Here is a 22,107-nt window from a genome sequence, read left to right as displayed (position 1 = left end):
GCTGCCATCACAGCATGGTGGTTCCGCCGTTGACGCTGATGACCTGGCCGGTCACGAAGCTGGCCTCAGGGGAGGCGAGATAGGCGACCATCGAGGCGACTTCGACTTCCTCGGCCGGGCGGCCCACCGGAATAATCGCGCAGACCTGTTCGACGAGGGCCGGGTTCACAGCGCGCACATCCTCGAGTTGCTGGGTCTGGACCGCGCATGGCGCGACCGTGTTCACGGTGATCCCATCGCGCGCGAATTCGCGCGCAAGCCCGGTTGTGAGGCCATGCATGCCGCCCTTGGCAGCGTTGTAGCCCGCGTGATCGACAAGGCCGTTGCGCACCGAATCCGCGCCCAGCATCACGATCCTGCCATAGCCCGCCGCTTTCATGTGCGGCAGGACCGCCCACGAGCACCAGATCGCAGTCCACAAATTGCGGTCAATCGTGGCGCGCAGGGTTTCGGGCGTGTGGTCGAGAAACGGTCGCAGAATGCCGCCACCCGCATTGTTGACGAGGATGTCGATCCGGCCGAACCTGGCGAGCGCCGCCGCGATCAGGTGCCTTGCGGCATCTTCGTGCGACAGGTCACCCGCGAAGGGCAGTGTGTTCGGTCCGAGCACCGCACAGGCGGCCTCGGCGGTTTTAGAGGCAAGATCGGCAACCACCACGCTGGCACCGTCATCAAGCAGCCGCCGCGCGATGGCGAGGCCGATGCCGCGCCCTGCGCCGGTGACAATGGCGACCTGGCCGGTGAGGTCAGCCATGGACCGGCTCGTGCGCAGGAAGGATCGGGCTGCCTTTGCCGAAACGCGGATCGGGCTTGCTGCCCCAGGTGTCCATCACCTCGGCCTTGTGCTCCAGCTCGCGCGCATCCCGCGCATCCGCTTCCCCGAACAGTTCCATGCCGAAGCTGAACTCGTTGGTATTGCCATCGGGATCGAGAAAATAAAGGAAGATGCTGGTCGAGGGCAGGTGGCGGCCGGGGCCAAACACGATGGGTATGTTTGCCGCCTTCATCCGGTTCATGGCCTGCCCGATATCGTCGATGTCGGTGACCATGAAATTGATGTGGTGCAGCGTATTGGCCGTGTGCTGCAGCAGCGCGAGGCTGTGGTGCAGCGGATTGGGCCATGCGCGCAGCCATTCCGCCACGCCTTCCACCCGGTCCGACACGGCAAAGCCTAAGGCATCCGCCCAGAAACGGTGCGCTGCGCCGAGATCGTGCACGTTGAGCACGAGATGGCCCATCTGCGCGATGCGTATCGCGCCAGTCGTGTATGGTGATGCTGCCTTGGGCTGATCCGCATAGAACGTGCAGGCGAGGCCTGAGACGGGGTCGGTGAAGATGAGGGCGCGGCCCAGCGCCTGCGCATCGCATTCCGCCGGAGTCAGCCAGCGCACATCGGTTTCCAGTGCTGCAAGCCGCGCGTGGGCGCGATGAAGATCGGCTTCATTTTCGAGTTCGAACCCTGCCCCGGTTAGACCGGCAGGACCCGAAGTCAGCACGATATCGTACGGCTTTTCGCTGCAGCGCAGCCAGTGGGAGCCGTCGGGTTGCACTTCTCCCGTGAGTCCCACCAGTTCGCGGTAGAACGCCGCAGTGTCGGCAATATCGCTGCATTGCAGGCGGCAGAAGCCGAGCCGGGCGAAGCGGATGGGAGCGTTCATGGCAGCGACCTCGTTCACAGGATGATGCTGATGCGTGCGTGCGGACGCAGCGCTTCCATATCGAGCACGCACGTCTTGCGCGCGATCTTCAGCGTGCCGTCCTGCTCCACGATATGATGCAGATAGTGCCCGACAAACGCGTCGCTGGTCACATCCTTGCTGCGCCAAACCACGAACGAGGAGCGCGCGTGGATCATGTCGCCCTCGCGCCAGGCCCTTACGTTCGAGACGAGATGGCGCACTTTCGAGCGGGGATGCTCGCTGTGTGCGCCTACTTTCTTGAGGCGGACCACGCGCTCGCGCATCCGGACGTGATCGTCAGCGATATAGAACAGCGCGATGTCGGGATCGGCCGTATCGCCGTCGATATCGCTGGGCGGCACCAGATAATGGGCATCGCGGGTATAGAGCGCGAGCCATTCGTCGAGACGCCACTGGTCGAGCAGGTCCGCTTCGAGGAACAGCAATTCTTCAACTTGCAAGCGCAGCAGCAGGCTTTCCGGGATACTCATGTCACGCCTCCACTTCGGAAAGGCGGCGATCCCATTCGCGCCAGAAGCAGCGCATCTGCTCCTCGTCATCGAACTGCGGGCCGCCATTTCGGTTCATGCCCTTGGAGATGTCGTTGACGAGGGCATCGCCGCCCGAAGCGTAGCCCTGCTGGCATTTCTCGATGGCTTCGACGTCATCGGGGGTGGCAAAGCCGCCGGGGCCGAGGAACTCGGTGAAATTATAGAGCCGGTACTTGCGCAGCCACTCGCTTTCCTCACGCGGGGCGAGCGCCCAGGCGTTGATTTCCATGTAGTCTGCGGAGACCGGGTAGAACGTGCGGACGGTGACTGCCATGATGTCGTTCACCACCAGGTTGGGAAAGATCACCATGTTGCGGTTGCGGTGCGCGATCCGTTCGGCCCGTTCGGGGCCGACCCGCGCTTCCAGCGCCGCATGGATGGCCGTGATCTCGGCCTTGCCCTCTTCGCCCCACAGCGGGACCCAGTGCGCGATCGGGCGGCCCCATGGCGCGGTATATTCGACCATCGCGTGTCCGCGCCCGAGATCGTATGCGATGCCCGAAAGCGGGGTAGCACCCAGCGCGCCGTTCGCGTTCTTGAGGTAGTCGAGATAGGTCGAATGGTTGCAAGCCGCGTGGTAACCATCGAAGCTGTTCTCGGCGAGGAGCTTCCAGTTGCCTCGGATCGCATATTCCTGCGTGCCGCCGACGATCTGCATCCCGCTTGCCGAATGCTCCGATACCAGCCTGAGATAGTCGCCCGCATCTGCGAGGTAGGTCGCCAGATCCTCCCCATCACGCGCAAAGCTGATGAAAAAGAAATCGCCGAACCGCTCCATCCTCGGCACATGGACCATCTGCTTCTGCGGATCGGCCTTAAAGCCTTCGGGATAGCCGGAGCTCCCTGGCAGGCTCATCAGGTGACCATCCGAGCCGAACGTCCAGCCGTGATACATGCACATGAACGCGCGTGCCGCACCCTTGCGTTCGCGGCAGACCAGTGCCCCACGATGAGGGCAGGCGTTGAAGAGCGCATGATACGCGCCCTCCTTGTCACGCGTGAACAGGATTGGCCGCCGCGCGACCTTGCGGGTCAGAAAGCTGCCGGGTTCGGCGAGTTCCGATGCGTGGCCGAGATAAAGCCAGCAGCGGTCGAAGATGGCCGCATACTCGCGTTCGAAGGTCGCCTTGCTGGTGAAGGCTTCGCGCGGGACAAGAAAGCGACTCGCTGCGCTGTCTTCTATGATCCGGGGAAAATCCGTCATGCTTCGTCCTCTCGCCGGTGCCTTTACAACAAACCGTGCGCACGCTATGTAAATTTGAAGAGGGCGGAAGTCAATGCCACCGACTTGCGGACCGGACGAACTCAGAAACGGGAACTGGGGAGAGCAGGGTGATGACAAGTGACTACGAAGCGCTCGCCCGCCGTTTGCGCGATGCCTACACCGGCGGAACGGTGCCGCCGCTGCGTGACGGGCTGGAGCCCACCGACGCGGCGGGCGCCTATGCGGTGCAGACGATCAACACGCGCTTCTGGGAAGCGCAGGGGCGGCGCATCGTGGGGCGCAAGGCCGGGCTGACGGCCAAGGCGGTGCAGGTCCAGCTCGGGGTCGACCAGCCTGATTTCGGCGTGCTGTTCGATGACATGCGCGTGGCGGACGGCGGCACGCTCGATCCGGCGAAGTGCATCCAGCCCAAGGCTGAGGCGGAAATCGCCTTCGTGCTCGGCGCGGATCTGCCGGGACCTCATGTGAGCGCGGAGGATGCCGCGGCTGTGGTCTCGACCGTCCACGCCGCGATCGAGATCGTCGATAGCCGCATCGCCGACTGGAAGATCACCTTCGCCGATACCGTAGCCGATAACGGTTCCTCCGCCTTTTTCGTGCTGGCGGGCGAGGGCCTGCCGCTAGCCGGTCTCGACCTCGAAGGCGCAGGCATGACGATGACTTTCAATGGAGAAACGGTCTCCACCGGCGTCGGCGCGGCCGCGCTCGGCAACCCGCTCAACGCCGCCGCATGGCTAGCCTCGACGCTCGCGACGCGCGGCGAACCCTTGCGCAAGGGCGACGTGCTGCTGGCGGGCGCGCTCGGACCGATGGTGGCGCTGAAGCCCGGCGATGTGGTGCGCACCGAAATCGCCGGCATCGGCGCCTGCAGCTTCACCTATGGGGCGAACTGATATGACCAGGACGAAAGTCGCGATCATCGGCTCGGGCAATATCGGCACGGACCTGATGATCAAGGTCATGCGTCTTTCCAAGGTGCTGGAAATGGGCGTGATGGTCGGCATCGACCCGGCCTCCGACGGCCTTGCCCGCGCCGCGCAGATGGGAATCGCCACAACCGCGGAGGGTATCGACGGGCTGCTTGCCATGCCCGAGTTCGCCGACGTCGCTATCGTTTTCGATGCGACCAGCGCGGGCGCACACATGCGCAACAGCGAACTGGTGCTCGCGGCGGGCAAGCTGATGATCGATCTCACGCCTGCCGCCATCGGCCCCTACACGATCCCGCCGGTCAACGGCGAGGCGAACCTTGATGCGCTGAACGTCAACATGGTGACGTGCGGCGGGCAGGCGACGATCCCCATCGTTGCAGCTGTGAACCGCGTCGCCAAGGTGCACTACGGCGAGATCGTCGCCTCGATCAGTTCGAAAAGCGCCGGCCCCGGCACCCGCGCCAATATCGACGAGTTCACCGAGACCACCTCGCAGGCGATCATGGATGTGGGCGGCGCGACGCGCGGCAAGGCGATCATCATCCTCAATCCCGCTGAACCGCCACTGATCATGCGCGATACGGTCTATTGCCTGTGCGAAGACGCGGACCGCGAGGCGATCCGCCAGTCGATCCACGATATGGTCGCCGAAGTGCAGACCTACGTCCCCGGCTACCGGCTCAAGCAGGCGGTGCAGTTCGAGAGCATCGGTGGCAACCAGCCGCTGCGCATCCCGGAAATGGGCGGCTCGTTCACCGGCCTCAAGGTCTCGGTCTTCCTCGAAGTGGAAGGCGCGGCACACTACCTCCCTGCTTACGCCGGCAATCTCGATATCATGACCTCGGCCGCGCTGAAGACCGCCGAGAAGATTGCAGAAAGGATGGCAGCATGAGCTTCGACCCCACCAAGCAGAAGCTCTACATCCAGGATGTCACCCTGCGTGACGGGATGCACGCCATCCGCCACCAGTACGGCCTCGATCATGTCAAGAAGATCGCCAGGGCGCTCGATCTCTCCAAGGTGGACGCCATCGAGGTGGCGCACGGTGACGGCCTCCAGGGCTCCAGCTTCAACTATGGCTTCGGCGCTTACACCGACTGGGACTGGATTGGCGCGGTGGCCGAGGTGCTTGAACACAGCGTGCTGACCACACTGCTGCTCCCGGGGATCGGCACCGTCCACGATCTCAAGCACGCCAGCGAAATGGGCGTGAAGTCGGTTCGCATCGCGACGCATTGCACCGAGGCGGACGTCTCGAAGCAGCATATCGAGGCGGCGCGCAGCCTCGGCATGGACGTTTCAGGCTTCCTGATGATGAGCCACATGTCGCCGCCAGAGGCGCTCGCGCAGCAGGCCAAGCTGATGGAAAGCTACGGCGCGCACTGCGTCTACGTGACCGACAGCGGCGGCGCGATGAACATGGACGAGTATGCCGCGCGGCTGCAGGCCTACGACCGCGTGCTGAAGCCTGAAACCCAGCGCGGGGTCCATGCCCACCACAATCTCAGCCTCGGCGTCGCCAACTCGATCGTCGCGGTGCAGAATGGCGCGGTCCGCGTCGATGCCAGCCTTGCCGGGATGGGTGCGGGCGCGGGCAACGCTCCGCTCGAAGTCTTTATCGCGGCCGCCGATCGCATGGGCTGGAACCACGGCTGCGACCTCTACGCGCTGATGGACGCCGCCGAGGAGCTCGTGCGGCCCCTGCAGGACCGCCCCGTGCGCGTCGACCGCGAGACGCTGACGCTGGGCTACGCCGGCGTCTATTCCAGCTTCCTGCGCCACGCCGAAAAGGCCAGCGCGGATTACGGCGTCGACACCCGCGCGATCCTCGCCGAAGTGGGACGCCGCAAGATGGTCGGTGGGCAGGAAGACATGATCGTCGATATCGCGCTCGATCTGGCGGGGCAGCAAACCGCATGAGCAGCGCGTCATCTGCGCAGGAGCGGTTGGTCCAGCAAGCGGCACGCGCCCTGGCAAGGGCCGGGCTGGTCCATGCTTATGGGCATTGCAGTCTGAGGCTCGACGACGAGGCCTTTCTGGTTTGCGCAGCCCGTCCGCTGGCACTTGTCGGCGATGCTCCCGGCACGGTTTGCCATATCGATGGTCCCTTACCAGAAGGCGTACTCGGCGAAGTGCGGGCGCATCAGAAAATATATGCACGTCGACCCGAGGTTGGGGCTGTCTGCAGGATCATGCCGCCCGTGCTGATGGCGCTTTCGACTTCCGGGATCGTGCCTCGGCCACGTCATGGCATCGGCGCCTACTTCGACAAACTTCCTCTGTGGGATGATCCGCGCTTGCTCCGCGATGAGACTTTGGCGGCGGCTCTGGCCGAAGCCCTCGGTGCGGCTCCGGCCATCGTCATGCGCGGCAACGGGGCAATTGTTGCGGCGGAGTCAATGGAGCGCGCGGTTACGCTTGCCTGGTTTCTGGAGGATGCCGCTCGGGTTGAATGTGATGTGCGTCGCATGGCACTCGATCCGGAGCAAGGTCTGCTCGATCCAGCGGAAATCGCAGCGCGTCAGGTCTGGTCGGGAGGCGTGGCCGAGCGCATGTGGGATTATCTGACCCATGGCTGATCCGGGAACGCTCCTCGCTTGTGCGCCGAACTTTCGCGCAGTGTCCGGCCCGGTCACTCAGTATGGGCTTCCGCTCGCGCAACGTAAATTGTACCGCGCTGATGCCGTTGTAGACCCGGCGCCAGGTGACCAGAGAGTGCTTGCGGGGCTCGGCATCTCGCTTGTGTTTGATCTGCGCAGCGCGGCCGAACGCGAGCGGGTACCGAGCATGATCTGGGCTTCCGCAGGCGCGACTGTGCAACCTATCGACATGCTCGCGCACGTCCAGGGTGGCAGCGATCTCTGGATGGACTTCAAGGCACGACCTGACCGCCGCGGGGCGGAAGCTGCCATGCGCGCACTCTACGCCGGCTTTCCCGATGCTCTGCATGATCACCTGCGGCTACTTGTCGAAGGGATCGCGAATGCCGAGGGAGCTGTCCTGATCCACTGCACGGCAGGAAAGGACCGCACGGGCTTTGCCGTTGCCATCCTGCTGGCTGCCTTGGGCGTCCCTATGGTGCGGATCATGGCGGACTATCTTGCAAGCCTCGGGCGCGAAAATGATCAGGCGCGGGAGGAAACACGGCAGCTCATCACTGGCCGCCTCGGCTTCAGGCTTGAGGAGGATGTGCTCGACCGGTTGATGACCGTCGATGAGTCCTATCTTGCTGCCAGCTTCGCAAGGGTTGACCAGAGGTTCGGCGGAGTTGCCTCCTACCTCGGTAGCGCAGGAGTTTCCGCCGAACACATCGCTGCGCTTGAACATGTGCTGCTGGCAGGGGCTTCCAGGCTAGAGTGATCGCCCCACAAGATCGCGCATGATCTCGCTAGTGCCGCCGTAAATGCGGCGCACGCGGGCATCGCGCCAGATGCGGGCGATCGCGTACTCGTTCATGTAGCCTGCGCCGCCGTGGAGCTGGAGGGCCGCGTCGCAGGCAGCCCACTGCATTTCCGTATGCCAGTATTTTGATGCAGCCGCTTCGTTGGCGGTCAATTCGCCGCGCACATGGCGGGCGATTGCCCAGTCCAGATGGGCCCAGCCAACCTGCAGTTTGGCCTTGATATCCGCCAGCGTGAAACGCGTGTTCTGGAAGTCGATCACCTTCTTGCCAAACGCGGTACGATCCCGGGCAAAAGTAACCGCCTCGTCGTAGGCGCGCTGTGCTGCTGCCTGCGCAGTAATCGAGATCGAAAGGCGCTCCTGGGGCAGGTCGCTTACAAGGTAGATGAAGCCGCGGTTGACCTCGCCGATTACATTGGTCGCAGGCACGCGCACGTCGTTGAAGAACAATTCGGAAGTGTCCGACATCCATTGGCCAATCTTGTCAAGATTGCGGCCCCGCTCGAACCCGTCGCGATCAGCCTCGACGAGGATCAGCGAAGTACCCTTCGCGCCCAGTTCCGGCTCGGTCTTGCAGACGGTGAGAATGATATCGGCGTTCTGACCGTTGGTGATGTAGGTTTTCGAGCCGTTGATGACAAAGCTGTCACCGTCGCGACGCGCGGTCGTGCGCACGCCCTGAAGGTCAGAGCCTGCTCCGGGCTCGGTCATCGCAATGGCGCCGATCGCCTCGCCGCGCAACATCTGAGGGAGCCAGCGCTGCTTCAACTCCTCGCTCGCATAGCGCATCACATAGGGCATGGTGATGTCGCTCTGTAGCGTTACGCTATCGGCCATCATCGCATAAGTGAATTCCTCGTTGAGGATTGCGTTGAAGGTGAAGTCGAGCGCCATGCCGCCATATTCGCTCGGCATAGTCGGGCAAAGCAGGCCGGCTTCGCCAGCCTTCAACCAGAAATCCCGCTTCACCAAACCAGCCTCGTCGAATTCCGCCATGCGCGGCGTGAACTCGCGCGCGATGAACTTGCGTACCATATCGCGGAAGGTGCGATGTTCCTCACCGAACAGGGGGCTACCGTCTCTCTCCAGCATGGCAGGCGATCCTCATGGTTTCATCTGACTTGAATATTTGCGTATAGACATAACGCAAAAATCTGATAGCGTGTCTAGCGACCCTGCACCAATAAAGTAAAGTACTAAACTGATTGGGTGTGTGGAGAGGAGAGAGGCAATGACTGCGGTGGAAACCATGCCCCACGAAGGGCTCGATGTGTCCGAAGGCAGCCTGTGGGCGCGAAGCGCATGGCGACCGATGTTCGCGAAATTACGGGCGGAAGATCCTGTCAACTACTGCGCAAAGAGCTTCTTCGGCCCCTACTGGTCGATCACCCGCTACGACGACATCGTCGCGGTGGAAGGCGATCCTGAGACGTTTTCCTCCTCGTGGGAACATGGTGGCATCGTCATATTCGACATGGTCGATACCGGCGTGCAGCTGCGCATGTTCATTGCGATGGACGATCCTGAACATGGCGAAAAGCGCAAGGCAGTCGCGCCTGCCGTCACGCCGAGCGAGATCGCCAAACTGGCCGGGCCCCTGCGCGAACGCACCAGCGCGATCCTTGACGCGCTCCCGGTGGGGGAGGCGTTCGATTGGGTCCACCGCGTCTCGATCCCGCTGACCACGGCCATGATCGCCACCTTGTTCGATTTTCCGTGGGAAGAGCGCGACAAGCTACCCGAATGGTCCGACTGGGCAGCAAAGATCGATATAGGCCCTGATCCGGTGCTGAATGCCGAGCGTGAACGCCATGTGTTCGAAATGGCCGCGCGCTTCAGGGAACTCTACGACGAACGCCGTGCCCTCCCACCGCAGCCCGATTTGCTCTCGATGATGGCGCATTCCGCTTCGTTCGGTGACATGGACGAACAGCGCTTCATCGGCGCTATCGCGCTGCTTTTGGTCGGCGGCAATGATACAACGCGCAACTCGATGTCTGGCTTGATAGAACAGATCAACAAGTACCCTGCTGCTTGGGCGGCAGTGAAGGCAAACCCGGCCGCGCTCGCATCAGGGGCAGCAACCGAGACGATCCGGCTTCAGACCCCCATCGCACACATGCGCCGCACGGCGACGCGTGATATCGAATTTGGCGGCAAAACCATCCACAAGGGCGATAAGGTGGTTCTTTGGTACAACTCGGGCAACCGCGATGAGACCGTATTTCCCCACGCTGATCGCTGGGACCCTACGCGTGAGAACTCCCGTCGGCACCTTTCGTTCGGATATGGCATCCACCGCTGCCTGGGCGCACGGCTGGCCGAGCTGCAGCTCGTGACCCTGATCGAGGAAATGGCAAAGCGCGACATGGAGGTGCGATTGGTCGAAGAGCCGCACCGCCTGCCGTCGTGCTTCACCAATGGCTATGAGCGGATGAACGTCACCATGACCTGCAAGCAGGGGGACGCGCATGGCTGATGCATTCAAGCGCTATCGCTGCATGAACTGCAGCCATATCTATGACGAGGCGGAAGGTGATCCGGATTCCGGGCTCGAACCGGGTACGCGCTGGGAAGACGTGCCCGACGACTGGATCTGCCCAGAGTGCGGATCGGAAAAGCGTGACTACACGCTGATTGACTGGGAGTGACGTCGTAGGGGCACTCGGGCCTGGTAAGCAGGTTAACTTGATCCTGATTTACGCCATCGCGGCTCAAGGTCAGCCGATATCGAGTGCCTTATGGTCGGCCATTGCCTGACCAAGTCGCTCGATGAACACTCTCGCCGTGGCCGCTGGTTGCATGTCGGGGAAGGCCGGGTCTGGTTTCAGTGTCAGTGTCCAGAAGGCAAAAGCGCTGGGAATTGATAAGCGATACGCGCGCATGGCTGAGTCAACGGAAACGCGCGGGCCACCTGCAGCGGCCAGTCGGTCGAGGTAGTAGGCGACCAATTCATTCTCATGCGTTTGCCGATCACGGATCGTCAGCGCAGTGGTCAACGTATAGGCGAGGTCGCGCGACCAATGTCCGCGATGTGTCACCCCCCAGTCACCAAGGCCGATACGCCCGTCATCGCACTGGTACCAGTTCTTGAGATGGACATCGCCATGACACAACGTGAGGGGCAGTTCTTTCATCAGCTCAAGCGAATGCATCGTGGCTGGCCAGATCTCAGCGCGCCGCGTGAAGAGCTCGGGTGGCAGGAAGGCCTCCGAGGCATCGACTCCTGCACTGCAAGAGTCCTCAAGATGGAATGTCGCCAGATTGTGGAAGCGATCGTACCAGGTGGGCAACACCGATAACGGCCCGGCCAATTCGGGCGAATCCGCAAACCGGCCGTGGAGGCGAGCCAGAATGTCCAGTTGCGCCCGGGCAAAGTCGAGATCGACCGAAGTCTCTTCGGAGCAGAAGCTAGCGCGATCGCCAAAGTCTTCGAACACGACAATCGACCTGAAACTGACCGGATCAAAATTGGCCATCAATGCACGCGGCGCCTCGATATCCAGCAAATGGCGCGCCTCGTTATGGAATGTCACTTCGCAAAGAACACCGCCCGAATGACCAAGCATCTGGCGGTTGGCGAGACCAAAGGTCGCCTTGCAGAAAACGCTGCCCGGCAGGTTTGCGGCTTGCCCGATCTCATTGTAGTTCACGAAGATGCGGCGCCGATTGTTAGTGCCATCATCTGGCGGACCAAGCCGATGTTCGGTGACTGCAGCACCCGTAGTTTCGCTGCACAACACCGCAGTCAACCATTCATTGGTGATGGCTTCGTAGGAGAGTGGGATGTCGCACCGCGTCCTAGCGACCGACTGCGCTGCTTGCTCGGCGGCAAAGGCCGCGTCGATCCGCTCGGCCAAGGTGAGAGTCATGCTGCGCTCCCTCTTTCTATCGCAAGTCTAGGCCTACTTGGCCAATTGGCTGGCAATCGTTGGTACGGCATCCTGGCCGTTCTCGAACCCCATTGGCAGAACCCAGGCGCGTTCGCGCTCAAGCTGCACGCGGGAGAACGCGTTGACCAAACCACTGATGGCGGCATCAAGCGCCTTGTCACCGCAAGCATGGCCTTGCTCGATCATCTGGCTGACGCCAATTCTCAGCTGCCGCGTGGCGGCGACGATGTCGGCCGGGTCGATGCCAGCAGCCTTGTCTGCCGCTTCGGCCGCTGCGATAGCAGCGGCACTCGCGGCGCTACCCCCGATCGCTTCGCTCAGCGCTTTTGCCAGAGCGGTCATGCGGCGCAGTTCATCAAGGTCAAAAGCGAACTGGATCGGGCCATTTTGGGCCATGATCCGCAGAAAGCCGATAGCGAGCTTCAACTGTTCCTGCGCGACTTGCTGATTCTCATCGAGCACCGGAAGGATGACGTCCTCAAGCGTTTTTGCGATGACCGGAAGGAGGTATTCGGGACGAAGTTCCATCTCAACCGATCCTTTCGACGACGCTGCGGGCTTCTTCCAGATTGCGATAGGCAAACCCGGAGAGCCAGGCCACGGTGAGATCCTGATGGGTCTTTCCGGCGCGAGCGGCACGTATGCACGTACCGAGAATGATCACAGCTGCGCGATAGCAAAAAAACACCCGGTAGTACTCGACGGTGCGACGATGTACGGGCAAACCGCTCTCGCGTTCGTAAGCCTCAAGCATCACATCGATCGGCATCAATCCGTGCGACAATAGCTGCGTTCCATCTTCGCTCAGGTGGCCCATGTTCTCGACAGCAAAGAACCCAAGCTCCTGATGGCGGTCGCCCAAGTGCGCAAGCTCCCAATCGAGCCATGCCGTGATGGCTTGCGTCTTTTCATCGAAGAGAAAATTGCCCGAACGGAAGTCGTTGTGCGTGAGGGAAATGTGGTCGATGGGCGGCATGTTTGACTTGAGCCAGAAAAGCAGCTCGGTCATCAGCGGCACTTCTTCGTTGCAGTCTTCTTCCCAAACACGGCCCCAGTGGTTGAGGTTCCATTCGACTGCCTGCGTACCTCGCTCAGGTATATCAAACGATTTCAGGTTGGCGGAGGCCCAATCCCACTTGTGCATGATCGCCATGTCGCGGATAACCTGCCGTCCGATCGATTCCCGAAGTATTGGTCCGAAATTGATACCGATTCCGGTGACTGCGCTGGTGACGCCGCTCGGCTTGGTCACGCCGTTAACAAACCCACAGATAAGCGCGGGATACTGCATGAAGGTTGCGTCCGCATCGACCCAGTAGACATCGGGTACGGGCAGAATGCCTTTCATCGCGCCCAAGATCTCGAACTCACGCAGCCTGCTTGTTTCTACAGCAGATTCCGGTGGTTCCATACGCAGGACCAGGCGTTCTCGCGTCTGGCCTTCGCCGGGTTTGTCCCATTCGAGCCAAAAGGCGATCTGCAGCTTGGACGCGCCGCCGGCCAGCCATTTGGCATCGCTAATCTTGAACGGGCCCGTCAGATGGCTGCGCAGCAAAGCCTCCAGCCGAACAACGATATCTGCTACCGTTATTGGCGAATAGCCGGGCCCGGCACGGCGATTCTGTTTCGCAGTCAGGATCTCGTCCCATCCGCGCTCGGTTGGGAAGCGTGCGCGGACCTGTTCGATCCACTTGGCATCGGGCCGGGCTTTGTCGATCAGGGGGTAAGGGAGCCCGCTCATGCGCCGTTACCCGCCCAAGGGAAGCGATAGCCGCATTCCCCGAGGCCATAACCTTTGGTTCCGTCGGCGAGGGTGTATTCGATCATATGCTCTGCCACCACGAACGTATCGAATGGGAAGAACCAGCGGAATAGCGGCCTGCCGGTAAACTCATGAACGTCGCCGTCCGCATCTGTCACTTTCCAGTGCATAGACTGGATCGTCATTTCATCGGACTCGAACACATTGTTGTCCTGAATGTCGGTCACCGCGATCCATTTGCCGTTCTTGCCGACCATTTTCATCCAGGCATCGGTGCCAACGGTGGTAAAGCCATGGACTGCGACAATTGACAGTCCATTGTCAAAGATCGGCCATGCCAGACGGTAGTGGCGCATATAGTCCCAGTTTCGCGGCCCAAACGAGAGATCGCGGAACCCCTTTCCGTCGATAGCGATTTCCTCGCCGTCGCGCAGCGTGATTGTGCCACTGACCCGGCAGGTGCCTTCGGGATGGTAGTGTGAAATTTCCTTGGCGAAGCCGTCGTTGGCGCCACCTGCAGACAATTCGATGCTGTCGGTCATGGGCAGGATTGCATCCCAAACCAGATTGACCTTGAAGTTTTCTTCTTCAAACGTAACCGTAGCTGTCCTGAGAGGGTCCAACGCTTTCAGTGTCACACCAGCAAGTGTCACGCCGCCTGCCAACCGGTCGCCGGTGTAGGGCAGATTCATGTTCAGCCGGGTGAATAGTGGCCGACCATCCCGGAAGAACACGAACCACAAGTTGGCTTCCTGGCGGTTCTCCAAAATCCCGACCCGAACGAAAGCGCCAGTCTTTTGAGCCGGATCATAGAAATTGAAGTAAAAGCTCTGGTTCCAGTCCGGATGATCATTGGCTGGGCAATAGCCTTCGGGATCGAGGTTGGTGGCTGTCATAGGGCTAGCTCGTTTTGGAAAGGGACTGGTAAGGACTGACGCAGCGCCGCGTCCGAGGGTGTGTAAGAAAAAAGGAACCCCAGCATTGCCAGTGTTGAGCCGGGAATGAAGAGGTTCCGAGTAAGTCTTCCGGAGAGTGGGGGACGAGGGAGGTCAACCAAGCCCGAAAGACCAGTTTTCACATCACCTTGAAGCCGACTGTCACGCCATAGGTAGCAGGGCGCCCGGCAAACCGCGCCGTCGTATCGGACGAGGCGATGACATTGGTCAGGTAGTATTGGTTGAGGAGGTTCTTGGCCCATGCCATGATCCGCCATTGGCCATCCGCTGCCTCGTATCCGATGCGGGCATCCACCGTGGTGTAGCTTGGCAGCTTGTAGACATTGGTCAGGCCGGGCAGGACCCGAGTCAAGGGGGCTGCCGGATAGGTGATCCGGCTGCCACCCGGGGCCGCATCCGACGACGAACGCCCCGCAACAGTGACGCCGATAAATGGCTTCCCACCGCCTGCAGTCTCGAATTTGTAGTCGGCATTGAAGCCGTAGGACAGCTTCGGGGTGAACGGCAGAGCGTCGCCGAATGCACCGAAGTCGTTCGTCAGCCCCAGAATATTGACGCTGGTATACCGCTTGATCTTGGACTCGAGGTAGGTCGCCGAGGCCGAAAGAGAAAGGCCCTCGATCGGACGGACCGTCACATCGGCCTCAAGCCCGAAAATCCGGGACTTTGGAACATTCTGAAGCACATCCAGAATGCCGAAGATCGGATCGAGCAGCTTGCCGCGGATCTGCTTGTCCTTGTAGTCGTAATAGAACACTGCCCCGTTCAGCTGGACCTTCCGATCCGCCAGTTCGGCCTTGAACCCGCCTTCATACGCGGTGACCGATTCCTGCGTTACCGGCTTCAGAGCGGTGAAGTTAGCGGCGGCAAGGCTTGGAAAGCTGCCTGCCTTGTATCCGCGCGAAACGTTGGCATAGAGCAGCACGTTTTCGGAGGCCTTGAAATCAAGGCCCGCGCGCCAAGAGACATTGTCTTCCTTCAGGGTCTTGCGGAAGACGTCGCCGGGAACAAATTTCTCGTTCAGCGTGTAGCAGCCGGTGCCATCGATCGGCGTGAACGTCGGCTTTGGATTGAGGCCTCCAAGGTTGAGCGAACCCAGCAGGTTGAAGAATTTTGCAACATTTCCGTCACCCGGCGAATAGCCGCAGATCGCGGCATTGTTGCGCGAGTTGGTATAGCGCGCACCGACCTTGAACGTCAGCTGCGAGGTGATGGCGTATTCGGCATTGCCGAAGAAGGCGTAGTTGCGGATACGCTGGTCGTTGGTAACCCCGCTGCGATTGATATTGAACTGGGCCGGCGCATTGTTGGTGCTATCGGCGTAACTCAGGTCCTGATTCTCAAAGGTGTGGCTGTCTTCATAGTTTGCGCCGATCACCCAGCGGAGTGACGACTTGCCCGAGTTTGCCAGACGCACTTCCTGATTGAACGACTTGATCGAGCCGTCGTTCTTGATCAAGTCGAACAGGACGAGTGGAAGCCCGTCACCATCGGTGACCTGCGTTTGCTTGTAGTCGTTGTAGGACGTCAATGTCGTCAGCGTGATCCCGCTAGTCACATCAGCGTCCATCCGCAGGGATGCTTGATAGAACTTGCGGTCACCGCGCGGTTCTCCAACACCGGTGGACCAATCGGCTGCGCGCGGATCGAGCGGTGAGAACTGCGCGGCGGCAAGCCCTGCAAGGTTGGCGGCGGTTGCAATCGCTGGCACCTGTGGGCGCACAGCGACCAACTGCTGCGCTTGCGGATCGGACTTGTCGCGCCAGGCATTCAGATTCAGCGAGAAGCGCAGGCTGTCTGACGGCTTGAACTCCAGGATCAGACGGCCGGCCACGTAGCTCTGCTTGCCATTGGTATCGTTGGGCCGCGAATTGCTGCGCTGCCAATCGTCCGAATTCAGACCGGTTACGGCGACGCGAGCGCGCAATGTGTTGCTAAGGGGACCACTGATATAGGCATTGCCCTCGATCGTATTGAAGCGGCCAAACCCGAGGTCACCGCCAGCTTCGAACGTGTTGGTCGGCTTGGCGACGATGTAGTTGATCGCACCGCCGGTTGAGTTTTGGCCAAACAGCGTGCCTTGCGGCCCCTTGAGAACCTCGATCCGTGCGAGGTCATAAGCAGCGTGGCTGGCAGTGACTGGAAACGGCATCGGCACTTCGTCAGCATAAACGCTGACGGCCGGATAGACGCCCAGCGAGCTTTCATTGAAACCCACTCCGCGCAAGGTGAAGATTGGCGTGTTGGTGGTGCTGGGCGAGTACGCCAAGCCAGGAACAGCAGCCGCAACGTCAGCGAGACTGGTGATTTTACGGCTCGCAATGGCATCGCTCGAAAGGGCCGCAATCGTCAGTCCGACATCGTTGATGTTCTGTTCGCGCTTGTTGGCCGTGACTACAATAGCCGTGCTCTCGTCGTCTCCCGCAGCCTGCGCCGCTCCTGCTGCCTGTGCCAAAACGAGTCCCGGTTGGACCAGTACGGCCAGTGCGACGCCCACACATAAATTCCGCTTGCTGTTACCCATCTTGCCTACTCCCGCTGGCCATAATCTTTTATTGGTGTGACCATTGATATCATCAGCGTCAGTGTATGGTCAAGTGGTTTACTAAACTACCCGAGGCTGCCCACTGGAGGCTCGGCTATCTCCCGTTATAAATCTATCAATATTAAAGACTTGAGGGGTTCGTCCGGTGCCGCTGTATTGGCTGTAGGTGTGCACAAAGCGTGTGACAGGTGCGGTTGGCGCGTGTGAGAGAGTTAGACCATGGTGCGCCCAAACCCGCCTTGGTGCCGACGGGCGACTCGGTCCTCACAGACGTTGAGGCAGTTCAGTCGAGGGATTTTTCGTATTCGAGCAAAAGCTGGTTTGTATCGCGCGAATGCTGCCGGATAACCTGCTCTGCGTCATCGGCGCGGCCATCCCGCATGGCTGCGACCATTTGCCGACGCGCGGAGATCGCAACCGCGTCCACGCGCGGCCAGTGGTGAAGTGACGCCAGCATTTCGCCGACGAGGTCCGCCATCGCGTCAACAAGCAGCACCATCAGCGGATTGTGGGCCGCTCGGGCAGCCAGTCGATAGAAGTCGGTTGCTGGAGCGATCGAGGCCATTTGATCGTGAATTGTCGCGATCCGAAACTCAAGTTCGTCGATGTTGCGGTCAAGTCTGTCAAAGTCCTCGGCCGTCGCACGATCCGTTCCCAGTCGTGCGCACTGACCGAGCAAGGACGCGCGTACTTCCAGTAGGTCGGTAAGCGGCAGCCGTCCCAGGGTCAGCATAGCCCGGATGGAAGCTGCTATCCCGTCTGGCCCGCTTTCTCGCACGAATGCGCCGCCTTGTGCGCCGCGTTCGAACCGCAATACCCCCGAAATTTCAAGGCTTCGCAAGGCTTCGCGTACTGCTGAGCGACCGACCCCGAGGGAAGCCGCCAGTTCACGTTCGGCTGGCAACTTGCTGCCCGTTTGCAGCTGGCCGCTCCTGATCTGACCGAGAATGTGGGCTTGAACGTTTTCAAAGGCGCGGACGGGCTTTGGTGTGCCCTGAATTGCGCTAGCTGCCGATGTCCCTTGAGCAAGGCCTTCCGCACCACGCGGTGCAGGCAATGTCGCTCCAAGCACAGATCCTAGCGCAACCTGCATCGCGGCCGCCTCGTTTTTACCCTCGGCTCCATCGCGCGCCTTGAACGAATTGCCCCACTCGACTTGCCGCCGGCCCGCTTCGACCAAGGCATCGATCCCCTTTTTGCTGAGGGCAATCGTGTACCCTCGTTTGTCACGAGGGTCCTGTTGTGATGTGAGCATCCCCAGTCGCTCGAGGTCATGGACGATCCGCTGTACACCCTGGCGGGAAAGGCCGAGCAGGCGCGCAACCTGGGAGGCCGTGGCGACAGGCTCGCTCCGGTGTATGGCGTCAAGCACTTGCCATCGCGCACTCGTCAGGCCCAGGTCATGAACGAGATTATCGCGCTTCATGATAAGCGCGTTGCTCAGCCGGAACGCAGTGTCGATCAGCGTGGCAAAGTTTTCCGAGTCTGGAGCTACTTCATTGACCATGAGAGTACATTGCAGATAGGCAACATGTAGTCAAATTTTTGACCACTCAAGCGGAGCGCTGTCCTGCTCTGCGCTGAACCTGCTGCACTCAATTCCGTTCGCTCACTTCCGTGAGCCCGGGCTCCAGTCAAGCTCGGAGTAAAATCAGGCGGGCACGTCACTGCGGCATAAGCAGCCAGCCGGTTGAGATGCGTCAGCCAAGATAGCGGACGACTCAACCGTTGCGGGCAATCACCAATCGATCGAGCAAATTATTGGGCCGTCATTCCTGCATCGATCACATGCTCAGCGCCGGTAATATAGCTGGATTCGTCGCAGGCCAAGAACAGGACGAGGTTTGAGACTTCTTCGGGCTCGGCGATGCGGCGCAAGGGGATTTGCAGCAGGGCCTCACCGCCGCCTTCATCAGTAGCCTCGACCATCATCGGGGTCATAATGAAACCCGGGTGGACCGAGTTCACACGGATGTTGTTTGGGCCATACTCGATCGCGGCAGCTTTGGTCATGCCGCGGACGGCGAACTTGCTGGCGACATAGGCGAGGCTGGGAAACCCGTAGTTGGCGACAAGGCCGGCAATCGATGAGATGTTTACGATCGATCCGCGGTCACCTTTGAGCATCGAGGGGATGACCGCGTGCATGCCAAGGTAAACCGAGTGCTGGTTCACTTCGCAGACCTTGCGATATTCCTCTTCGGTAACATCGGCGGTTTTGGCCATCACTCCGAGTATGCCAGCATTGTTGACCAGAACGTTGATTGGGCCGAAGAAATCCTCCGCAGTGGCGACTACGCGCGCCCAGTCAGCCGCATTGGTAACGTCATGTTCGACGAATTTTGCGTTCGGCCCGAGTTCCTGCGCAAGAGCGCTGCCAGCATCGGAGCGCAGATCGGTAAGAACCACTTTCGCGCCTTCGGCAATAAAGCGCCGGGCGTGCGAGGAGCCCATGCCGCGTGACGCGCCTGTGATGATCGCGGTGCGGCCGTCCAGTTTACCCATTGCACTCTCTCCAGTTTTGTCAGGGGAGTCGCAGATTGATGATCAATGCGCCCTGCCTTGCCGTCAGCATCAATGTTGAAACTCTGCGTTGCAGTCAACACTAACGTTTACAAAAAGGGCATAGGGGCGGTAGCAGAGCATCGAGACGGCAATGAGCCAATGGGAGACAGGGCGATGGCAGACGAAATGACAAGCGGAGCCGCAGCGCAAAACAAGGCGATTGTTGCGCGCTTTTTCGAGACGTTTTCGAGCGGCAATGTGCCGGCGCTGCTGGACGCGATGGCAGACGGTGGCAGTTGGTGGGTGTCGGGCCGTCTCGAAGGTATGTCGGGGCGCTATGACAAGGCAAGCTTCGGCCCGCTCGTTGAAGGCGCTAAGGCCATCTACAAGTCAGGAAGCCTCATGATCACGCCGGTTTCGATGATTGCCGAGGGCGACCGCGTGGCTGTGGAAGCGACCGGGTTTGCCGAGCTCGCGGATGGTCGGTCCTACACGCCGCAGTACCATTTTCTCGTCACAGTGCGCGATGGCAAGGTCTTCGAGGTGCGCGAGTACATGGATACCCAGCACGCCAAGGACATCTTTTTTGGCAGTTAGGTCTGGGCGGAGCTAAACGGCGCGCTCAGCGCTGCCACGATCTGGCCTAGGGTGTCTTCAACCGCATCCTCGAACCGTTCGCCGTCATCGCTTTCGTCGCGCGTGTGAATCACGAGTATGTTGAGGAACATGAAGCTTGCCGTGACCAGCCGCCGCTGCGCGACAGCTTCCGGTAGATCGGCAAGGCAGGCTCGCAATAAGCCCAGCGTCCTTGCAAGATTTGGTGCGACGCGGTCGCCGAATTGGCCGAACCGGCTGCCCTGGTAGCGCAGCAGATAGGCGCTCAGGAACCCGGCGTAGGAATAGTCGCCAAACTGGTCGATCAGCTCGATCTGTGGGCGGTAGATGATGTCGGCAATGGTCCTGAGGTCTGACAATGTGCCTGCCGCCTCAGCCGCCGCGAGCATGGCACCGCGCGTCGCCTCCATCTGGTCCATGCGATAATCGAAGATTGCCTGTACCAGCGATTCGCGAGAGCCGAAGTGGTACTGGACCGCGTGATGATTGCGCTGTCCGGCGTGGGCCGCGATTTCCCGCAGTGATGCCCCCTCAATGCCATTTCGCGCGATCAGCAGCTCACCCGCAAGGATAAGTGCCACCTTGGCACCGTGCGATGCTGGAATTCCTGCTTTTGCAAGCGGTTGAGGTGCAATCCGGGCCATCTGAGTCAAGTGGTCTAGCTCCGCTTGAGGGTCAAGCCAGCATATAGCGCATTACGATTTCGATCTCAATCAACGATGGTGTTGATTTTGGTCAACGGATGTGTTGAATGGGGTTGACGAGGGAGCGTGTGAAGCGCATTTAAGCCACATGGCTTAATTCAGGGCCAAAGGGAGAGTTGCAATGACAATGGAAACTGGCCTGATCTTTCATCCCTACATGCGCCCCGGCCGTACGGCCCGGCAGACGTTCCAGTGGGGCGTCGACAGCGCGATCCATTGCGACAAGATCGGCTTTACCTCGATGATGATCTCCGAGCATGCCTCGCAGATCTGGGAAAATATTCCCAATCCCGAGTTGATCATGGCTGCAGCGGCGCTTCAGACGGAGACCATCAAGTTCGCGCCCATGGCGCACATTCTGCCGCATCAGCATCCCGCAAAGCTGGCGATGACGGTGGGCTGGCTCTCCCAGATTCTCGAGGGTCGCTATTTCATGGGCATCGGTGCTGGCGCCTATCCGCTGGCCTCCTACATCCACGGCATCAAGAACGCCGAAACCACCTTCCTCAACGAGATGGTGCGCGAGTCGCTCTTCATCATGGAGAAGATCTGGAAGCGCGAGCCGTTCTTCTATGAGGGCAAGTTCTGGAGTGCGGGTTTCCCTGAAGAGGAGCCGGCCGAAACGGAAGAAGACGAGCAGCATCTTCTGGCCAACTATGCGCCCTACGGCGGCGGGTTCCCCGAGTTTGCGGTGACCGGCTTCAGCGCCAATTCGCCTTCGATGAAGCTGGCTGGCGAGCGCAATTTCAAGCCGGTCTCGATTTATTCCGGTCTCGACGCGCTCAAGCGCCACTGGGAAATTTATTCCGAGGCCAACATTAAGGCGGGCTTTACGCCCGACCGGCAGCGCCATGCGGTTTCGCAAACCGTATTCTGCGCGGAGACGGATGCCGAAGCCAAGCGGCTCGTCATGGAAGGGCCGATTGGTTACTGCTTCAACCGCTATCTCATTCCGATCTGGCGCCGCTTTGGCATGATTGACGGCTTCGCCCGCGACTTCGGCGTGGACGCGCTCGACGTCGATCTCGAGTTCCTGACCGACAATGTCTTCGTGGTCGGCTCACCTGACACGATCGTCGAGAAGCTGAGCGCCCTGTTCGAGAAGACGGGCGGCTGGGGAACGCTGCAGGTCGAGGCGCACGATTACTACGACGATCCGTCGGCGTGGTTCACCTCGCTCGAACTCCTCTCAAAGGAAGTCGCGCCGCGGGTGAAGATCCCCGGCCAGACCAGGATTGCAGCATGAGTAACAAGGTACTGATCGAGTGAAGTGAAATAACACCTTCCGCGCATATCCGGCGCGGAAGGTGCGAAGAAATTGCGATGCTTCAAAAAATA

Annotated in this window: 22 protein-coding genes; 9 read left to right on the top strand and 13 right to left on the bottom strand. The window is 60.5% G+C overall.

The genetic code is table 11. From position 1 onward, the window contains the following. Nucleotides 1–7 precede the first annotated feature (7 nt). Genes ACO06X_RS04355 through ACO06X_RS04340 form a run of 4 tightly spaced genes read right to left on the bottom strand, consistent with a single transcriptional unit; the run spans nucleotide 8 to nucleotide 3,434 of the window. The gene (locus ACO06X_RS04355) at nucleotides 8–754 is read right to left on the bottom strand and encodes an SDR family NAD(P)-dependent oxidoreductase (RefSeq protein ID WP_421838757.1); all 747 of its coding nucleotides are present in this window, start codon (nucleotides 752–754) and stop codon (nucleotides 8–10) included. After that, entirely contained in the window at nucleotides 747–1,658 is a 912-nt protein-coding gene (locus ACO06X_RS04350; RefSeq protein ID WP_421838756.1) for a VOC family protein, read from the bottom strand. The genes ACO06X_RS04355 and ACO06X_RS04350 overlap by 8 nt, the downstream gene beginning before the upstream one ends. A 14-nt stretch (nucleotides 1,659–1,672) precedes the next feature. After that, nucleotides 1,673–2,170: an aromatic-ring-hydroxylating dioxygenase subunit beta gene (locus ACO06X_RS04345; RefSeq protein WP_421838755.1), complete on the bottom strand. Its 498-nt coding sequence runs from the start codon at nucleotides 2,168–2,170 to the stop codon at nucleotides 1,673–1,675. Nucleotide 2,171: 1 nt separating this feature from the next. After that, complete coding sequence (locus ACO06X_RS04340; RefSeq protein ID WP_421838754.1) at nucleotides 2,172–3,434, bottom strand: aromatic ring-hydroxylating oxygenase subunit alpha; 1,263 nt, start codon at nucleotides 3,432–3,434, stop codon at nucleotides 2,172–2,174. Nucleotides 3,435–3,565: 131 nt separating this feature from the next. Here ACO06X_RS04340 and ACO06X_RS04335 point away from each other — a divergent pair, with 131 nt between their 5' ends. From ACO06X_RS04335 to ACO06X_RS04315, 5 genes are read left to right on the top strand one after another with little or no spacing between them, the layout of a single operon-like run. Continuing rightward, nucleotides 3,566–4,348: a 2-keto-4-pentenoate hydratase gene (locus ACO06X_RS04335; protein ID WP_421838753.1), complete on the top strand. Its 783-nt coding sequence runs from the start codon at nucleotides 3,566–3,568 to the stop codon at nucleotides 4,346–4,348. 1 nt (nucleotide 4,349) lies between these two features. Beyond that, entirely contained in the window at nucleotides 4,350–5,279 is a 930-nt protein-coding gene (locus ACO06X_RS04330; protein WP_421838752.1) for an acetaldehyde dehydrogenase (acetylating), read from the top strand. Beyond that, entirely contained in the window at nucleotides 5,276–6,307 is a 1,032-nt protein-coding gene (dmpG, locus tag ACO06X_RS04325; protein ID WP_421838751.1) for a 4-hydroxy-2-oxovalerate aldolase, read from the top strand. The genes ACO06X_RS04330 and dmpG overlap by 4 nt, the downstream gene beginning before the upstream one ends. Continuing rightward, nucleotides 6,304–6,966, top strand: a complete 663-nt coding sequence (locus ACO06X_RS04320; RefSeq protein ID WP_421838750.1) for a class II aldolase/adducin family protein — start codon at nucleotides 6,304–6,306, stop codon at nucleotides 6,964–6,966. Before dmpG ends, ACO06X_RS04320 begins: the two co-directional genes overlap by 4 nt. Beyond that, nucleotides 6,959–7,747, top strand: coding sequence for a tyrosine-protein phosphatase (locus ACO06X_RS04315; protein ID WP_421838749.1), 789 nt, complete (start codon nucleotides 6,959–6,961; stop codon nucleotides 7,745–7,747). The genes ACO06X_RS04320 and ACO06X_RS04315 overlap by 8 nt, the downstream gene beginning before the upstream one ends. Here ACO06X_RS04315 and ACO06X_RS04310 read toward each other — a convergent pair. Further along, nucleotides 7,739–8,881, bottom strand: a complete 1,143-nt coding sequence (locus tag ACO06X_RS04310) for an acyl-CoA dehydrogenase family protein (RefSeq protein WP_421838748.1) — start codon at nucleotides 8,879–8,881, stop codon at nucleotides 7,739–7,741. The two genes, ACO06X_RS04315 and ACO06X_RS04310, sit on opposite strands and share 9 nt — an antisense overlap. A gap of 139 nt (nucleotides 8,882–9,020) precedes the next feature. On the opposite strand from ACO06X_RS04310, the gene ACO06X_RS04305 reads away from it, so the two are divergent. Further along, nucleotides 9,021–10,268 (top strand): cytochrome P450, encoded by a 1,248-nt coding sequence (locus ACO06X_RS04305; RefSeq protein WP_421838747.1) that lies wholly within the window; start codon nucleotides 9,021–9,023, stop codon nucleotides 10,266–10,268. After that, a complete protein-coding gene (locus ACO06X_RS04300; RefSeq protein ID WP_421838746.1) occupies nucleotides 10,261–10,440 on the top strand; it encodes a rubredoxin in 180 nt (59 codons plus the stop codon). Before ACO06X_RS04305 ends, ACO06X_RS04300 begins: the two co-directional genes overlap by 8 nt. 69 nt (nucleotides 10,441–10,509) lie before the next feature. On the opposite strand, the gene ACO06X_RS04295 is transcribed toward ACO06X_RS04300, so the two are convergent. The 7 genes from ACO06X_RS04295 to ACO06X_RS04265 form a co-directional block, all read right to left on the bottom strand. Continuing rightward, entirely contained in the window at nucleotides 10,510–11,661 is a 1,152-nt protein-coding gene (locus ACO06X_RS04295; RefSeq protein ID WP_421838745.1) for a phosphotransferase, read from the bottom strand. Nucleotides 11,662–11,694: 33 nt separating this feature from the next. Beyond that, nucleotides 11,695–12,210: a hypothetical protein gene (locus tag ACO06X_RS04290; protein WP_421838744.1), complete on the bottom strand. Its 516-nt coding sequence runs from the start codon at nucleotides 12,208–12,210 to the stop codon at nucleotides 11,695–11,697. A 1-nt stretch (nucleotide 12,211) separates the two neighbouring features. Beyond that, nucleotides 12,212–13,423: a phosphotransferase family protein gene (locus ACO06X_RS04285; protein WP_421838743.1), complete on the bottom strand. Its 1,212-nt coding sequence runs from the start codon at nucleotides 13,421–13,423 to the stop codon at nucleotides 12,212–12,214. Further along, the gene (locus ACO06X_RS04280) at nucleotides 13,420–14,340 is read right to left on the bottom strand and encodes a DUF7064 domain-containing protein (protein WP_421838742.1); all 921 of its coding nucleotides are present in this window, start codon (nucleotides 14,338–14,340) and stop codon (nucleotides 13,420–13,422) included. Before ACO06X_RS04280 ends, ACO06X_RS04285 begins: the two co-directional genes overlap by 4 nt. Before the next feature lie 178 nt (nucleotides 14,341–14,518). After that, nucleotides 14,519–16,924 (bottom strand): TonB-dependent receptor, encoded by a 2,406-nt coding sequence (locus ACO06X_RS04275; protein WP_421838741.1) that lies wholly within the window; start codon nucleotides 16,922–16,924, stop codon nucleotides 14,519–14,521. A 304-nt stretch (nucleotides 16,925–17,228) separates the two neighbouring features. Next, entirely contained in the window at nucleotides 17,229–18,452 is a 1,224-nt protein-coding gene (locus tag ACO06X_RS04270) for a GntR family transcriptional regulator (protein ID WP_421838740.1), read from the bottom strand. A gap of 251 nt (nucleotides 18,453–18,703) precedes the next feature. After that, nucleotides 18,704–19,450 carry a glucose 1-dehydrogenase gene (locus ACO06X_RS04265; protein WP_124811140.1) on the bottom strand — a complete coding sequence of 249 codons (747 nt, stop codon included), beginning with the start codon at nucleotides 19,448–19,450 and terminating at the stop codon, nucleotides 18,704–18,706. A 72-nt stretch (nucleotides 19,451–19,522) separates the two neighbouring features. Here ACO06X_RS04265 and ACO06X_RS04260 point away from each other — a divergent pair, with 72 nt between their 5' ends. Then, a complete protein-coding gene (locus tag ACO06X_RS04260; RefSeq protein ID WP_421838739.1) occupies nucleotides 19,523–20,047 on the top strand; it encodes a nuclear transport factor 2 family protein in 525 nt (174 codons plus the stop codon). Here the strand turns inward: ACO06X_RS04260 and ACO06X_RS04255 are convergent. Further along, the gene (locus tag ACO06X_RS04255) at nucleotides 20,044–20,709 is read right to left on the bottom strand and encodes a TetR/AcrR family transcriptional regulator (RefSeq protein WP_421838738.1); all 666 of its coding nucleotides are present in this window, start codon (nucleotides 20,707–20,709) and stop codon (nucleotides 20,044–20,046) included. The two genes, ACO06X_RS04260 and ACO06X_RS04255, sit on opposite strands and share 4 nt — an antisense overlap. A gap of 181 nt (nucleotides 20,710–20,890) precedes the next feature. Here ACO06X_RS04255 and ACO06X_RS04250 point away from each other — a divergent pair, with 181 nt between their 5' ends. Then, the gene (locus ACO06X_RS04250; protein WP_124811139.1) at nucleotides 20,891–22,015 is read left to right on the top strand and encodes an LLM class flavin-dependent oxidoreductase; all 1,125 of its coding nucleotides are present in this window, start codon (nucleotides 20,891–20,893) and stop codon (nucleotides 22,013–22,015) included. Nucleotides 22,016–22,107 lie beyond the last annotated feature (92 nt).

The sequence above is a fragment of the Novosphingobium sp. genome (genome assembly GCF_965229225.1).
In the GTDB taxonomy this organism is placed as follows: domain Bacteria; phylum Pseudomonadota; class Alphaproteobacteria; order Sphingomonadales; family Sphingomonadaceae; genus Novosphingobium.
This window is presented reverse-complemented; position numbering and strand designations above follow the sequence as displayed.

What these genes read in the sequence shown, in the direction of transcription:
- ACO06X_RS04355 (WP_421838757.1), bottom strand. Translation starts at nt 754, where the DNA reads ATGGCTGACCTCACCGGCCAGGTCGCCATTGTCACCGGCGCAGGGCGC.
- ACO06X_RS04350 (WP_421838756.1), bottom strand. Translation starts at nt 1,658, where the DNA reads ATGAACGCTCCCATCCGCTTCGCCCGGCTCGGCTTCTGCCGCCTGCAA.
- ACO06X_RS04345 (WP_421838755.1), bottom strand. Translation starts at nt 2,170, where the DNA reads ATGAGTATCCCGGAAAGCCTGCTGCTGCGCTTGCAAGTTGAAGAATTG.
- ACO06X_RS04340 (WP_421838754.1), bottom strand. Translation starts at nt 3,434, where the DNA reads ATGACGGATTTTCCCCGGATCATAGAAGACAGCGCAGCGAGTCGCTTT.
- ACO06X_RS04335 (WP_421838753.1), top strand. Translation starts at nt 3,566, where the DNA reads ATGACAAGTGACTACGAAGCGCTCGCCCGCCGTTTGCGCGATGCCTAC.
- ACO06X_RS04330 (WP_421838752.1), top strand. Translation starts at nt 4,350, where the DNA reads ATGACCAGGACGAAAGTCGCGATCATCGGCTCGGGCAATATCGGCACG.
- dmpG (WP_421838751.1), top strand. Translation starts at nt 5,276, where the DNA reads ATGAGCTTCGACCCCACCAAGCAGAAGCTCTACATCCAGGATGTCACC.
- ACO06X_RS04320 (WP_421838750.1), top strand. Translation starts at nt 6,304, where the DNA reads ATGAGCAGCGCGTCATCTGCGCAGGAGCGGTTGGTCCAGCAAGCGGCA.
- ACO06X_RS04315 (WP_421838749.1), top strand. Translation starts at nt 6,959, where the DNA reads ATGGCTGATCCGGGAACGCTCCTCGCTTGTGCGCCGAACTTTCGCGCA.
- ACO06X_RS04310 (WP_421838748.1), bottom strand. Translation starts at nt 8,881, where the DNA reads ATGCTGGAGAGAGACGGTAGCCCCCTGTTCGGTGAGGAACATCGCACC.
- ACO06X_RS04305 (WP_421838747.1), top strand. Translation starts at nt 9,021, where the DNA reads ATGACTGCGGTGGAAACCATGCCCCACGAAGGGCTCGATGTGTCCGAA.
- ACO06X_RS04300 (WP_421838746.1), top strand. Translation starts at nt 10,261, where the DNA reads ATGGCTGATGCATTCAAGCGCTATCGCTGCATGAACTGCAGCCATATC.
- ACO06X_RS04295 (WP_421838745.1), bottom strand. Translation starts at nt 11,661, where the DNA reads ATGACTCTCACCTTGGCCGAGCGGATCGACGCGGCCTTTGCCGCCGAG.
- ACO06X_RS04290 (WP_421838744.1), bottom strand. Translation starts at nt 12,210, where the DNA reads ATGGAACTTCGTCCCGAATACCTCCTTCCGGTCATCGCAAAAACGCTT.
- ACO06X_RS04285 (WP_421838743.1), bottom strand. Translation starts at nt 13,423, where the DNA reads ATGAGCGGGCTCCCTTACCCCCTGATCGACAAAGCCCGGCCCGATGCC.
- ACO06X_RS04280 (WP_421838742.1), bottom strand. Translation starts at nt 14,340, where the DNA reads ATGACAGCCACCAACCTCGATCCCGAAGGCTATTGCCCAGCCAATGAT.
- ACO06X_RS04275 (WP_421838741.1), bottom strand. Translation starts at nt 16,924, where the DNA reads ATGGGTAACAGCAAGCGGAATTTATGTGTGGGCGTCGCACTGGCCGTA.
- ACO06X_RS04270 (WP_421838740.1), bottom strand. Translation starts at nt 18,452, where the DNA reads ATGGTCAATGAAGTAGCTCCAGACTCGGAAAACTTTGCCACGCTGATC.
- ACO06X_RS04265 (WP_124811140.1), bottom strand. Translation starts at nt 19,450, where the DNA reads ATGGGTAAACTGGACGGCCGCACCGCGATCATCACAGGCGCGTCACGC.
- ACO06X_RS04260 (WP_421838739.1), top strand. Translation starts at nt 19,523, where the DNA reads ATGTTGAAACTCTGCGTTGCAGTCAACACTAACGTTTACAAAAAGGGC.
- ACO06X_RS04255 (WP_421838738.1), bottom strand. Translation starts at nt 20,709, where the DNA reads ATGGCCCGGATTGCACCTCAACCGCTTGCAAAAGCAGGAATTCCAGCA.
- ACO06X_RS04250 (WP_124811139.1), top strand. Translation starts at nt 20,891, where the DNA reads ATGACAATGGAAACTGGCCTGATCTTTCATCCCTACATGCGCCCCGGC.